At 59.3% G+C, this 12,500-nt stretch carries 14 protein-coding genes; 8 read left to right on the top strand and 6 right to left on the bottom strand.

The features are described from left to right. Positions 1-7: 7 nt before the first annotated feature. The 4 genes from ACR0FG_RS10415 to groES all read right to left on the bottom strand — a co-directional run bounded on the left by ACR0FG_RS10415 (position 8) and on the right by groES (position 3,562). Positions 8-868 carry a DMT family transporter gene (locus ACR0FG_RS10415; protein ID WP_480892726.1) on the bottom strand — a complete coding sequence of 287 codons (861 nt, stop codon included), beginning with the start codon at positions 866-868 and terminating at the stop codon, positions 8-10. A gap of 36 nt (positions 869-904) precedes the next feature. Then, positions 905-1,453: a GNAT family N-acetyltransferase gene (locus tag ACR0FG_RS10410; protein WP_480892723.1), complete on the bottom strand. Its 549-nt coding sequence runs from the start codon at positions 1,451-1,453 to the stop codon at positions 905-907. A 123-nt stretch (positions 1,454-1,576) separates the two neighbouring features. Next, entirely contained in the window at positions 1,577-3,220 is a 1,644-nt protein-coding gene (gene groL / locus ACR0FG_RS10405; RefSeq protein ID WP_170710532.1) for a chaperonin GroEL, read from the bottom strand. A gap of 54 nt (positions 3,221-3,274) precedes the next feature. Then, the gene (gene groES / locus ACR0FG_RS10400) at positions 3,275-3,562 is read right to left on the bottom strand and encodes a co-chaperone GroES (protein WP_170423103.1); all 288 of its coding nucleotides are present in this window, start codon (positions 3,560-3,562) and stop codon (positions 3,275-3,277) included. Positions 3,563-3,810: 248 nt separating this feature from the next. Here groES and bla point away from each other — a divergent pair, with 248 nt between their 5' ends. Continuing rightward, the gene (gene bla, locus ACR0FG_RS10395) at positions 3,811-4,674 is read left to right on the top strand and encodes a class A beta-lactamase (RefSeq protein WP_480892719.1); all 864 of its coding nucleotides are present in this window, start codon (positions 3,811-3,813) and stop codon (positions 4,672-4,674) included. Positions 4,675-4,695: 21 nt separating this feature from the next. Here bla and ACR0FG_RS10390 read toward each other — a convergent pair whose 3' ends face one another. Next, positions 4,696-5,370 carry a DUF2161 domain-containing phosphodiesterase gene (locus tag ACR0FG_RS10390; protein WP_480892716.1) on the bottom strand — a complete coding sequence of 225 codons (675 nt, stop codon included), beginning with the start codon at positions 5,368-5,370 and terminating at the stop codon, positions 4,696-4,698. A 128-nt stretch (positions 5,371-5,498) separates the two neighbouring features. Between ACR0FG_RS10390 and ACR0FG_RS10385 the strand changes: the two genes are divergently transcribed. From ACR0FG_RS10385 to ACR0FG_RS10355, 7 genes are all read left to right on the top strand, one after another. Further along, positions 5,499-6,479, top strand: coding sequence for a TraB/GumN family protein (locus tag ACR0FG_RS10385; protein WP_480892713.1), 981 nt, complete (start codon positions 5,499-5,501; stop codon positions 6,477-6,479). Between the two features lie 105 nt (positions 6,480-6,584). Further along, entirely contained in the window at positions 6,585-7,505 is a 921-nt protein-coding gene (locus ACR0FG_RS10380; RefSeq protein WP_480892710.1) for a manganese-dependent inorganic pyrophosphatase, read from the top strand. A gap of 234 nt (positions 7,506-7,739) precedes the next feature. Beyond that, the gene (locus ACR0FG_RS10375) at positions 7,740-8,615 is read left to right on the top strand and encodes an HAD family hydrolase (protein ID WP_480892707.1); all 876 of its coding nucleotides are present in this window, start codon (positions 7,740-7,742) and stop codon (positions 8,613-8,615) included. Positions 8,616-8,716: 101 nt separating this feature from the next. Beyond that, on the top strand, positions 8,717-9,160 hold the full coding sequence (locus ACR0FG_RS10370) for a MaoC family dehydratase (RefSeq protein ID WP_170710538.1): 444 nt from the start codon (positions 8,717-8,719) through the stop codon (positions 9,158-9,160). 140 nt (positions 9,161-9,300) lie between these two features. After that, positions 9,301-10,233 carry a bifunctional riboflavin kinase/FAD synthetase gene (locus tag ACR0FG_RS10365; RefSeq protein ID WP_480892704.1) on the top strand — a complete coding sequence of 311 codons (933 nt, stop codon included), beginning with the start codon at positions 9,301-9,303 and terminating at the stop codon, positions 10,231-10,233. Further along, the gene (locus ACR0FG_RS10360) at positions 10,230-10,703 is read left to right on the top strand and encodes a YcgN family cysteine cluster protein (RefSeq protein WP_170710540.1); all 474 of its coding nucleotides are present in this window, start codon (positions 10,230-10,232) and stop codon (positions 10,701-10,703) included. Before ACR0FG_RS10365 ends, ACR0FG_RS10360 begins: the two co-directional genes overlap by 4 nt. Then, a complete protein-coding gene (locus ACR0FG_RS10355) occupies positions 10,703-11,737 on the top strand; it encodes a threonine aldolase family protein (RefSeq protein WP_480892702.1) in 1,035 nt (344 codons plus the stop codon). The genes ACR0FG_RS10360 and ACR0FG_RS10355 overlap by 1 nt, the downstream gene beginning before the upstream one ends. Positions 11,738-11,819: 82 nt before the next feature. Here the strand turns inward: ACR0FG_RS10355 and ACR0FG_RS10350 are convergent, their stop codons facing one another. After that, the gene (locus ACR0FG_RS10350) at positions 11,820-12,422 is read right to left on the bottom strand and encodes a DsbA family protein (RefSeq protein ID WP_480892701.1); all 603 of its coding nucleotides are present in this window, start codon (positions 12,420-12,422) and stop codon (positions 11,820-11,822) included. Between the last annotated feature and the right edge of the window lie 78 nt (positions 12,423-12,500).

Raw genomic sequence — 12,500 nt, 5'->3', positions numbered from 1 at the left:
GGGCTATTCAGCGCCGATGGAAGCCCTGCCGCCCCGGCAAGCGCATCACAGCCAGCGCGATACCGCCCAGCACCAAGGCCGCCCCCAGAATCAGGCCCAGAGATGCTTGTTCGCCCAGAAGCAGAACCCCAGCCGCAATGGCGATGACCGGAACGCTGAGTTGAACGACGGCGGCGGCAGTGGGCGCGAGCTGCGGCAGAACGCGGTACCACAGTGCATATCCCAGCCCCGATGTGACGCCTCCGGACAGGGCGGCCAGCAGATAGCCCGAACCGCTCATCTGCCAGTCAGATCCCAGGGCCAGCAGGGCGATGGCGGTCACGGGCAAAGCCATGATGAAGTTTGCAGCCGTGCCGGACAATGCATCCGGCTCGGACCGGCCAGCAAGGGAATACGCCGCCCAGCCTACCCCCGCCGCAGTCATCAGGGCTGCACCCTTTGGGTCAACCTCGACCGCGCCGGATGGCCAGAGCACGTAGGCCAGGCCCGCCAGCGCGATGCCCGCCCCTGCCAATTGCCGGGCCGTGGGTGCCGCACCGGACAGGGCGGTGATTGCAAACATGGTGATCTGCACCACGCCAAACAGGATCAGCGCACCCAGCCCTGCATCCAGCGTCAAATAGGCCAGCGAGAACCCGATCATATAAAGCGACAAGGATCCCGCCCCGATCACACGCCGCCGGTTGAGCAATGGCAACGCGCTGCCCTTGCCCAAAACCAAAGCCGCCAGAACCAACGCCCCCGACAACACGCGAATGACAGCAAAGCCTGCGGGATCACTGGAACCGCTGTCGATGGCAAGGCGATTCAGGATCGAATTGGCCGCAAAGGCGCACATGGTCAGAAAGGTAAGCAGCGACAGTCTCATGCCAGTTGCATAGCCAAGATTGGCGCGCTTGGACACTCACTTATCTGCAGGGTCGGCATCAAAGGCAGCGGGGTAAACCAGAGTTTCTGCGGGCACGTCGCTGCCGGGTGCTGCAAGCAGGGTGTATTCCACCGGATAGGGTGTTTTAAGCCGCGCCGCCCGCGCGCGGGAAAACCCGCATTTTTCATAGAACTCAGGCTGGCCCAGAACAACGATCGCCGGATTTCCTCCGAATTCTGGATGTTTTGTTGCCGCCACGAGGTCGCTGACAAGACGCCGCCCGATCTGCCAGTCCTTCTTGCCCTGTCCCGCAGGTGCCGCCGCGCCCCGCTGAAACTCTGGCCAAACGGCGACGGGTGCAAGACATAACCAGCCCTCTGGCTGACGCATCCGCGACAGGGCCGCATATCCGGCGATGCGGCCTTCCACTGGCAGAACCATCTCCAGCGCCATGTCGCCATCTTGCCGCAACCTGTGCACTAGCTGCACTTCTTCATCACCTTCAAAGGACGCCTTCAGCAACGCGTCAACCTCGGCTGCCTGCCACAGCTTCATTTCCTGACTGGATTCTGGCCCCGAGACCATGCGCCCTCCGCTTCATCTTTTCAAGAATACTCCCGCCGGAGGCATGACCGCGCAGCGGGCATTTCAAACGAAACGGGGCCGCCCGAAGGCGACCCCGTTCCAGTATCACATGACTTGGGCAGATTACATCATGCCGCCCATGCCGCCCATGTCGGGCATACCGCCGGCAGGTGCCGCGCCTTCTTTGGCGGGCTTGTCGGCAACCATGGCTTCGGTGGTGACCAGCAGGCCAGCAACCGATGCCGCATCTTCCAGAGCGGTACGGACAACTTTGGCCGGGTCGATCACGCCGAACGAGAACATGTCGCCATATTCTTCGGTCTGCGCGTTGAAACCGAATGCTGCGTCGGACGATTCACGGACTTTGCCCGCAACAACCGCACCGTCAACACCTGCGTTTTCAGCGATCTGGCGCAGCGGCGCTTCGATTGCCTTGCGAACGATGTTGATACCTGCGTTCTGGTCGGGGTTTGCACCTTCCAGAGCGTCCAGTGCTTTACCGGCCTGAACCAGCGCAACACCACCGCCTACAACAACGCCTTCCTGCACAGCAGCGCGGGTCGCGTTCAGAGCATCGTCCACACGGTCCTTACGCTCTTTCACTTCCACTTCGGTCATGCCGCCGACGCGGATAACAGCAACACCACCTGCCAGTTTGGCAACGCGCTCTTGCAGCTTCTCACGGTCGTAATCCGACGAGGTTTCCTCGATCTGAGTGCGGATCTGGGCAACACGTGCTTCGATCTCGGCTTTCTCGCCAGCACCGTCGACGATGGTGGTCTCGTCTTTGGTGATTTCGATCTTCTTGGCGGTGCCCAGCATGTCCATGGTCACGGACTCGAGCTTCATGCCCAGATCTTCGCTGATGACCTGACCGCCGGTCAGAATTGCGATGTCCTGCAGCATGGCTTTGCGGCGATCGCCGAAGCCCGGTGCTTTGACAGCAGCAATTTTCAGGCCGCCGCGCAGTTTGTTCACAACCAAAGTCGCCAGCGCTTCGCCTTCAACGTCTTCTGCGATGATCAGCAGCGGCTTTTGCGACTGGATCACCTGCTCGAGCAGCGGAACCATCGGCTGCAGCGAGGACAGTTTCTTTTCGTGCAGCAGGATCATGCAGTCGTCGAGCTCTGCGATCATCTTGTCTGCATTGGTGACGAAGTAAGGCGACAGGTAGCCACGGTCGAACTGCATACCTTCGACAACGTCGGTCTCGGTTTCCAGACCTTTGTTTTCTTCGACGGTGATAACGCCTTCGTTGCCAACCTTCTGCATCGCGTCTGCGATCTGCTGACCGATTTCGGCTTCGCCGTTGGCCGAGATGGTGCCAACCTGAGCAACTTCTGCCGAGTCTTTCACTTCGCGCGAAGCCGACTTGATGCCTTCGACAACCTTGGCAGTTGCCAGGTCGATGCCGCGCTTCAGATCCATCGGGTTCAGGCCAGCTGCAACCTGCTTGAGACCTTCGCGAACGATGGCTTGCGCCAGAACGGTTGCGGTGGTGGTGCCGTCGCCGGCTTCGTCATTGGTGCGGCTGGCGACTTCTTTCACCATCTGCGCGCCCATGTTTTCGAACTTGTCTTCCAGTTCGATTTCCTTGGCAACCGAAACACCGTCTTTGGTGATGCGCGGCGCGCCGAAGGATTTGTCCAGAACCACGTTGCGGCCTTTGGGGCCCAGGGTCACTTTGACAGCGTCGGCCAGGATGTTCACACCTGACAGCATACGATTACGGGCATCGGTGTCGAACTTGACGTCCTTAGCAGCCATATTGTCTCTCCTTGAGAAAATGTATTGGAATGAAGATCAGAGAAAGCGCGTGGCTTACTCGATGATCCCCATGATGTCGCTTTCTTTCATCATCAGCAGCTCTTCGCCGTCGACCTGAACCTCGGTGCCCGACCATTTGCCGAACAGGATCTTGTCGCCAGCTTTAACAGCCATTGCGATCAGTTCGCCGCTGTCCTTGCGTGCGCCTTCGCCGGTTGCGACGACTTCGCCTTCGCTGGGCTTTTCTTTTGCGCTGTCGGGAATGATCAGGCCGCCTGCGGTTTTCTCTTCGCTTTCTACGCGACGAACCAGCACACGGTCATGAAGCGGTTTCAATGCCATCTTTGCAGCTCCTTGGGCTCAAAGTTTGTTAATCCTCCCCTCGCCGAAAGGCGGGGCGTTAGCACTCGTGGTGTGTGAGTGATAACGACGCATAGCTAGGGAGTTGTACAGGTCGAGTCAACAAGGTGTTGGAATATTTTTCGCTGCATAAACCAGCGAATTGTCCGGTTTACAATTAGCAGCGGGAAATTAACGTGGCTGTATCAATTCTGACAAAGGTAAATGCGATGCGAATGCGTTGGCTCGTCATGTTTAGAGCTTTGTTTTTAATTGCGATATTGTCTGGACCTTCTGGGTCAGCGCAGGCCCAGACCCTTTCCCAAACCGTCGAGGCCTGGGAGCGTCGCCTTGATGCGCGCATCGGGGTGCTTTTGTACGAAACCAGTGGTGAATGGGAGGTTTCGCATCGCGCAGATGAGCTGTTTCCGATGTCCAGCACCTTCAAGCCGCTGTTGTGCGGCGCAATTCTGGCAGGGGTTGATGCGGGCACCCAAGACCTGTCGGATCATGTTACCTATCAGTCGGCTGATCTGGTCGATTACGCTCCGGTCACCAGCGCACAGGTCGAGACAGGGATGACCGTAGGTGCGCTGTGTGAAGCAACCATGACAATCAGCGACAACGCGGCGGCCAATCTACTGCTGCGCCGCTTGGGCGGGCCCGCTGGGTTGACTGAGTTCATTCGCGCATCCGGCGACGACATAACCCGACTGGATCGCTGGGAAACAGCCCTGAACGAAGCCACGCCGGGCGACCCACGCGACACGACAACGCCCCGGGCAATTCTGACAACGCTGGACAGATTGCTGTTTGGCGACGTCTTGTCTGCCGCATCAGCAGCTCGGCTCAGGCAGTGGATGATCGAGGATCAAGTGGCAGACGAGCTTATCCGCGCGCATCTGCCTGATGGATGGCAGATCGGAGATAAAACCGGGGCCGGAGGGTATGGCAGCCGCGCCATTATCGCCTTTTTGCAAACGGCTGAGTCCCGCACTTATCTGGCCGCGATTTACCTGACCGAAAGCACTGCGCCCTTCCCCGAGCGCAACGCAGTCCTGTCGGACATTGGCCGTGCCATGATCTCGGAAATCCTGGCCCGCCCGGACGGATGAGCAAAGAGGGGTGCGGCGCGGCTAGTCGGCGTCTTCCCAGCTATAGGCCCAGTGCTTGAGACCTTCAAAACCCGCCTCATTCAGGGAATAGACGCCCTTTTCGACCTTGTCGAACCAGCCATAGTGGTTGATGCGCATCAGCCGCGTGGCCTCGGTCACGCCGGTCGCTTTGGCGACCTCTGCCCCTTTGGCCGCACCGTGTTCGGCCAGATGAGACGCGCATTTCAACGCGTCCTGCCGATAGGCGGTTACGATCCCATGCCGCGTTGCCCCACCCGCATTCGGATCGCCCTGCAGCCGGTCAAATTCGCGCAACAAACGCGCAGCTCTGACCTTGTTCTTGCGCGGTGCATAAGGCCCGGGGTCGCATTGTACCTCGACCCGTCCATCAGGTTTTATCGTGATCAGCCCCAACCCCAACCGGCGACACAAGGCCAGATTGTCACGCAACGCGCGTCGCGCGGTCCGCCCCTTTGGCTTGCAGACGGCCACATAAACCTGATCAGTCACCTTCAGTCGCGCAATGGCCTGATGAAACAGCGCCAGCGAAAACCTCAGCTTCAACTCGACAATCACCGGTGGTTCGTCACCCCGCACCGCGACGATATCGGCAGCCCCGACCTCGCCCTTGACGGTATACCCCTGACGTTCCAACAAGGCTTTGACGGGGGGATAGAGATCCTGTTCGCGGTCCATGCGCCCATGCTAGGCAGATTGCGGCGGATTGCCAGATGCGGCGCGCAAAGTTATCGCCTTGCGCGCGTCAAACAGGCAACGCTATGTCTTGCAACATGATCGCAACCAACCCAGCCGAGACCTGACCCATGCGCCTGCTGAGCCTGCTCGTTTTCCTGCTTTTGCCAATCTCGGCCCATGCGGCCTGCGAGGGCCGTGATCTGCGACTGGATATGACGACAGAAGACCGCGCCGCGCTGGACAATGCGGTCGCAGGCGTTGTTTTTCCCGAAGGCAATCACTGGATCGCACGCAAGGGCAATACTGTCCTTCATCTGGTCGGAACGCTGCACACCAATGACGAACGCATGGGTACAATCGTCGACCGTCTGGCCCCGACCCTGTCGCAAGCCGATGCGTTCTATTTCGAGATCACCGAGGAAGAAATGGCGGCCTTCGAACAGGATCTGGCACAGGATTTCAGCCCGGTGATGATCACTTCGGGGCCCACGCTAATCGACATGATGTCTGATGAAGACTGGGCCGCACTGTCCGCGACGCTGGCGCAGCGGGGCATCCCTGGCTGGATGGCAGCCAAGCTGCGCCCTTGGTTCCTGAGCATGATGCTAGGCATCCCGCCCTGCCTGATGGAAACCCCGGATTTCGACCGCGGCATGGACGCCCGCCTGACCGAACTGGCCAAGGCGCACGCGATCCCCAGATATTCGCTTGAAAGCGTTCAGGAACTGATCGCGATGTTCGACAGTCATTCGCTGGAAGATCAGGTGCAGTCTCTAGTCCGACTGGCCGGGGCGCTGCAGGCCGGAGATGATCAGCTGATCACCATGGCCAACGCCTATATCGAAGAAAAACATGCCGAGATCATCCAGTTGGCGAAAATGCAGGGACTCGCTGAATCGGGCCTGACGCCGCAAGAATTCGAGGCCGAATGGAACAGCTTCGAAGATCAGTTGCTGTCGCAGCGCAATGACAATTGGATGCGCACCCTCCTGGCAATCAAAGATCAGACGGTGGTTGTCGCCGTCGGCGCAGGGCACCTTTCCAACATCTATGGGCTGCTGAACCAGTTGCAAGAGGCGGGCTATACCCTGACCCGTGCACCCTTCTAAGGCGTCCATTCCCAGACCAACGGTCGCAGCCCGCGACCTGCCGGGTGACAAGCCTGCTTGCCAGCCCTATAAGGCGCGCAAATCCACCTTTTTCAGGACACTGACATGACCATCCAAGTGCTTGGACACAAATCCCCCGACACCGACTCGACCGGATCGCCCATCGTCTGGGCCTGGTATCTGAACGAGGTCAAAGGCGAACAGGCCGAGCCCGTTCTGCTGGGTGAACCCAACACCGAGGCAGCCTTTATGCTGCAACGCTGGGACCTGCCCAAGCCGCGCATCATCGAAGATGTCGCGGCGGATGCCCCGGTTGTGATTGTCGACACCAACAACCCCGCTGAACTGCCCGCCAGCATCAACAGCGCCGATATCCGCGCCATCATCGACCACCACAAGCTGGTCGGCGGGCTGGAAACCAAGGGTCCGATCGATATCACCGTGCGCCCATTGGCCTGCACTGCGACCATTCTGATCGACCTGATGGGTGACGCCGCGGCCAAAATGCCCGACGCCGTGAAGGGCGCGGCCCTGACCTGCATCCTGTCGGACACGCTGGAATTCCGCTCGCCCACCACCACCGCGCATGACCGCGACATGGCCGAGAAACTGGCCGCCGACCTGGGCCTGGATGTGTCGGCCTACGCCGCCGATATGTTCGCGGCAAAGTCGGATGTATCTTCCTTCTCGGACGCCGAACTGATCCGTATGGACAGTAAGGAATACGAGGTCGACGGCACCAAATTCCGCGTCTCCGTTCTGGAAACCACGGCCCCCGACGTTGTGCTGAACCGCAAGGACAGCCTTGCAGCGTCGATGGCAGATGTTGCCAGCGAAGATGGCGTGGATCAGGTGCTGCTGTTCGTGGTCGACATTCTGAACGAAGAAGCGACTCTGCTGGTCCCGAATGATCTTGTCAAAGGTGTCGCAGAAAAGAGCTTTGGCGCATCGGTCGAGGGCGACGCCGTGGTCCTGCCCGGCATCATGAGCCGGAAAAAACAGATCATCCCGAACCTCAAGGTCTGACCCCGAGCGCAAAGGCGTCCCTGGCGGACGCATTTTTTTTTCTTTTGCGAGGCTCTGCCTCGCGCTCCGGGATATTTGAGGACAGATGAAGAACGGATCCCCTGCTTCATCTGTCTAAAAATATCCCGGGGGAGTCGCGGCTTGCCGCGGCGGGGGCAGAGCCCCCTCTGGCCAAAGCTGGCAGGCTCTGCCATAGGATTGGGCATTCGATACCCCTTCAACATCGAGGCCTCTATGACCCAAATCATTCACGCGCTTTCCGAAATCTCCGATCGCTACAAAGCGCTGTTTGTTGATCTTTGGGGCTGCGTCCACAACGGCATCACCGCCTACCCCGAGGCCGTGGCCGCGTTGCAGGCCTATCGGGCAGCGGGGGGCGTCGTGGTTCTTTTGACCAACTCACCCAAACCGCGCGCCGGGGTGGCCGATCAACTATCGCAGTTTGGTGTGCCCGAAGATGCCTATGACACGATCGCCACCAGCGGCGATTCAGCCCGGTCGGCGATGTTTCGGGGTGCGATCGGCGAGAAAGTGTATTTCATGGGCGAATGGCAGCGGGATGCAGGTTTTTTTGAGCCACTGAAGCTGTTGCACCACCCGCTGCATATCGAACGCGTTCCTCTGGACGAGGCCGAGGGGATCGTGTGCTGCGGACCGTTTGATCCAATGGCCGACCCCGCGGTAAACCGCCCTGACTTTCTCTACGCCAAGCAAAAGGGCATGAAGCTGCTCTGCGCCAATCCCGACATTGTCGTGGACCGGGGTGAGGTTCGGGAATGGTGCGCGGGCGCGCTGGCGCGGCTCTATACCGAGATGGGCGGGGAAAGCCTGTATTTCGGCAAACCGCACCCGCCGATCTACGATCTGGCGCGTCGCCGGTTGCAGGAACTGGGCAAGGATATTGGCGATGCGGATATTCTGGTGATTGGCGACGGACCGCAGACCGATATTGCGGGCGGTATGGGAGAAGGGCTTGATTCTCTTTTCATCACCGGCGGTCTGGCGGCGGCGGAAACCAAAACGTCGCATCACCCGGACGAAGACGCGCTACGATCCCATAACGAAAAAGAAAACATCAATCCGACCTATTCGATTGGCCGTTTGCGGTAGCGAGAAAAGACTTGATCTTGCGCAGACGCAAAGCAATAAAGTTGCCAAACGGGTGCGAATGACGGTCTTTTGTTGCCTGTGAAATTTTGAGCGAGGGCAACATGTTGGACAATCTTCCGCGCGGAACGATCTGTATCGAAGACATCGAGATAGGTATGTCCCGGCACCTGCGCAAAGTGGTGACGGACGAAGATATCGAGATGTTTGCGCAGGTTTCGACCGACCGGAACCCGGTGCATCTGGATGATGACTATGCCCGCGATACCATCTTTGAAGGCCGCATCGCGCATGGAATGCTAACAGCCGGGCTGATTTCGGCCGTGATCGGGGAGCAACTGCCTGGGCACGGTACGGTCTATATGGGCCAGTCGCTGAAATTCCTGGCCCCGGTACGCCCCGGAGACACGGTTTACGCCGAAGTCAAAGTGATCGACATCGACTTTACCAAGCGGCGGGTCAAGCTGGATTGTCATTGTTCTGTCGATGGCAAGAAAGTTCTGGTCGGCGAGGCGATGGTTCTGGCGCCGTCGCGCAAATTCGACTGAGCTTGATTTAGGCAAAAGAAGCGTGAAAACCCGGAAAGGAACCTTTTTTGCGCGTGCCCGGCACAGGCCAAAGCGCACGGCGGGTGCTGTCTTCCAATCTGGTGCTTGAACCCGGTTCGCAGTCCCGCTAGGCAAACCCTATGCAGATCATCCGCGATTTCCAGTTTGTCGAGCCTGAAGACCGAGGTGCCAGCGTGGCGATCGGGAATTTTGACGGTGTTCATGTTGGCCATCGTTCCGTGATTGAACTGGCGCGCAGCGTGGCACCGGATGCGCCCTTGGGCGTTTTGACCTTCGAGCCGCATCCGCGCGAGTATTTTGCGCCCGATACCCCTCCGTTTCGATTGATGCGCGGCAACGCCCGCGCGCACCGGCTTGAGAAGCTGGGTGTGCAAAAGCTGTACGAGCTGCCGTTCAACGCGGCACTTGCGGGACTGACGCCGGAAGAGTTTGCACGAAACGTTATCTGTCGCGGGCTGGGGCTGACGCATGTGGTGGTCGGGGCAGATTTCTGCTTTGGCAAAGGCCGCGCGGGTACCGCCGAGGATATGGTCCGGTTTGGCGACCAGTTGGGGTTTGGTGTCTCCATTGCATCGCTGATGGAACGGTCTGACAGCGTGGTATCGTCAACGGCGATCCGAACGGCCCTGACCGAAGGGCGCCCGCGCGATGCGGCGACGATGCTGGGGCATTGGCACCGGATCGAAGGCGAAGTCATTGGCGGTGAACAGCGCGGGCGAGAGCTGGGGTTTCCTACCGCAAACATGTCCATCGAAGGGCTTCATCCGCCGAAATTCGGCGTCTATGCGGTTCTGGTCGATGTTCTGGATGGCCCGCACAAAGGCAGCTATCGCGGTGCGGCCTCGGTCGGAACACGGCCGATGTTCAATGGCGAAGTACCGAATATTGAGACTTTTCTGTTCGATTTTTCCGGCGATCTTTATGGAGCAACCCTTTCCGTTGGCCTTGTCGAATTTCTGCGGCCCGAAATGACCTTTGACGGGCTTGATGGGCTGATCGCCCAGATGAACGAGGACTGCGCCCGCGCGCGAGATATTCTGGCCAAACCATGACCTCGGACCCGATCGATCGCAGGGGCCTGCCCCCCCGGTTTTGGGAGCGCAAGCCGCTGCGCAAACTGAACCAGCGGGAATGGGAAGCGCTGTGCGACGGATGCGGCAAATGCTGCCTGAACAAGCTGGAAGACGAGGATAGCGGTGAGGTTGCCCTGACCTGCGTCGCCTGCCGGCTGCTGGATGACGAGAGTTGCCGGTGCACGCAATACGACATCCGGCATCAGTTCGTGCCCGAATGCATCGTGATGACACCAGACAATATCGACGACCACGCTTATTGGCTGCCGCAGACCTGCGCCTATCGCCTGCTGTGGGAGAGCAAGCCCCTTTACGACTGGCATCCTTTGATATCAGGTACGCCAGACAGCGTTCATGCCGCAGGTATTTCGGTGCAGGGGCGCACGGTCTCGGAATTCGAAACACCCATGGAAGAGTGGGAAGATTACATCATCGAGGAGCCGACCTGATGCATTTTGCCTCTGACAATTCCGGGCCCGTTCATCCCGAAGTTCTGGCCGCGCTGGCCGAGGCCAATCAGGGCTATCAAATGGCCTATGGTGCCGACACACTGATGAACGAGGTGCGGGATCGGATACGGGGGATCTTTGAGGCTCCGGGCGCTGCGGTATATCTGGTGGCAACGGGGACGGCTGCCAATTCTCTGGCTCTGGCGACGCTTTCGCAGCCTTGGCAGACGGTGTTCTGCTCGCCCGTGGCGCATATCCATGAGGATGAGTGCAACGCGCCCGAATTCTACAGCGGCGCCAAGCTGACCCTTGTACCCGGCGGTGACAAGATGACGCCTGAGGCCTTGCGCGGGGCGATCGCGGGCGAAGAAACCCGAGGTGTGCATGGCCCGCAGCGCGGCCCGGTGTCGATCACCCAGGTCACGGAACGGGGCTCGGTCTATTCGCTGGACGAATTGCAGGCGCTGGGTGCCGTTGCCAAGGAATTTGGCCTGCCAGTGCATCTGGACGGCGCGCGTTTCACAAACGCTCTGGTCACGCTCAATTGTTCTCCGGCTGAAATGACGTGGAAATCGGGTGTCGACGCGGTGAGCTTTGGCGGCACGAAGAACGGGCTGATGGGCGTCGAAGCGGTGGTGTTTTTTGACGAAAGCAAAGCCTGGGAGTTTGAACTGCGCCGCAAACGCGGGGCGCATTTATTTTCCAAGCACCGCTATCTGTCAGCACAAATGGCGGCCTATCTGCGGGATGATTTATGGCTGCGATCCGCCCGGCAGGCGAATGCGAATTGTGCGCGTCTGGCTGAGGGTTTGCGTGCTGCAGGCGCCGAGTTTCTGCATGAGCCGCAGGCCAACATGATCTTTGCCAGTCTCCCGCGCCGCCTGCATCGCAGGCTGCATGACGCAGGTGCGGTGTACCACCTGTGGGGTGATACGCTGGACGGGCCGGATGAGGACGAGATGCTGGCCTGCCGGTTGGTCTGTGACTGGTCCACTCCGGCAGATCAGATCGAGCAATTTTTAGCTTTGCTCTAGGGGAATGGGGGCTCTGCCCCCGTCGCCGCAGGCGGCGACTCCCCCGGGATATTTCTGGACAGATGAAGCAGGCGGGTTTGGTTTAACCTTTTAGCGTTGCGAGATGGCGATCAAGGTCGTCGAGGCGGTCCTGCCCCCAGAACCTTTGATCGTCAGGCGTGATGTAGAACGGCGCGCCGAAGACACCTCGATCCACCGCCTCTTCGAGGTTAGCCGCATAGGTTTCGGCCCCCGCCAGCAGACCGGTATCGGCCAGTTTCGGGTCAAAGCCTGCTTGCGTCAGGCAATCACGGATCACGTTGTCTTCGGCAATGTCCTTTTCCTCGGCCCAGCAGGCGCGCAGGAACGAATGGCACAGTTGCCCTATGTCGCCCGAGCCATCCTGGGTGGCTGCGATCACCGCATATGACGAAGGAGCCATATTGGTTGGCCAGTGGGCAGGCTGCAGATTGAACGCCATCCCAAGGTTTTTTGATTGACGCAGCAACTCTTGCGCCCGGTATTCAATGCGCGAGATATGGCGGTCCTTGGGTGGAGTGCCTCCGGTTCGGCCGAACAATGCGATGATATCGAGCGGTTTGTAATTGATCGTTGCGCCATGTTTGGCGGCAACCTCTTCGAGCCTTGTGCCCGCCAGGTAGGAATAGGGCGAAATTGTCGCAAAATAGTAGTCAATCTGAGCCATGTTCACTTTCTCCGCTGCGTTATCTTTGCGGGACGGTAGACCCGTGCTAAGCGGTGTCAACATCACGAATCTGTCACA

The organism is Ruegeria sp. E1 (assembly GCF_056534225.1).
The sequence above is the reverse complement of the archived record's forward strand: the minus strand, read 5'-3'. Positions and strand labels throughout refer to the sequence as shown.

Coding starts and splice junctions, on each gene's coding strand:
- groES (WP_170423103.1), bottom strand. CDS start 3,562: ATGGCATTGAAACCGCTTCATGACCGTGTGCTGGTTCGTCGCGTAGAA.
- ACR0FG_RS10365 (WP_480892704.1), top strand. CDS start 9,301: ATGCAGATCATCCGCGATTTCCAGTTTGTCGAGCCTGAAGACCGAGGT.
- ACR0FG_RS10385 (WP_480892713.1), top strand. CDS start 5,499: ATGCGCCTGCTGAGCCTGCTCGTTTTCCTGCTTTTGCCAATCTCGGCC.
- ACR0FG_RS10370 (WP_170710538.1), top strand. CDS start 8,717: ATGTTGGACAATCTTCCGCGCGGAACGATCTGTATCGAAGACATCGAG.
- ACR0FG_RS10375 (WP_480892707.1), top strand. CDS start 7,740: ATGACCCAAATCATTCACGCGCTTTCCGAAATCTCCGATCGCTACAAA.
- groL (WP_170710532.1), bottom strand. CDS start 3,220: ATGGCTGCTAAGGACGTCAAGTTCGACACCGATGCCCGTAATCGTATG.
- ACR0FG_RS10355 (WP_480892702.1), top strand. CDS start 10,703: ATGCATTTTGCCTCTGACAATTCCGGGCCCGTTCATCCCGAAGTTCTG.
- ACR0FG_RS10390 (WP_480892716.1), bottom strand. CDS start 5,370: ATGGACCGCGAACAGGATCTCTATCCCCCCGTCAAAGCCTTGTTGGAA.
- ACR0FG_RS10350 (WP_480892701.1), bottom strand. CDS start 12,422: ATGGCTCAGATTGACTACTATTTTGCGACAATTTCGCCCTATTCCTAC.
- ACR0FG_RS10415 (WP_480892726.1), bottom strand. CDS start 868: ATGAGACTGTCGCTGCTTACCTTTCTGACCATGTGCGCCTTTGCGGCC.
- ACR0FG_RS10360 (WP_170710540.1), top strand. CDS start 10,230: ATGACCTCGGACCCGATCGATCGCAGGGGCCTGCCCCCCCGGTTTTGG.
- bla (WP_480892719.1), top strand. CDS start 3,811: ATGTTTAGAGCTTTGTTTTTAATTGCGATATTGTCTGGACCTTCTGGG.
- ACR0FG_RS10380 (WP_480892710.1), top strand. CDS start 6,585: ATGACCATCCAAGTGCTTGGACACAAATCCCCCGACACCGACTCGACC.
- ACR0FG_RS10410 (WP_480892723.1), bottom strand. CDS start 1,453: ATGGTCTCGGGGCCAGAATCCAGTCAGGAAATGAAGCTGTGGCAGGCA.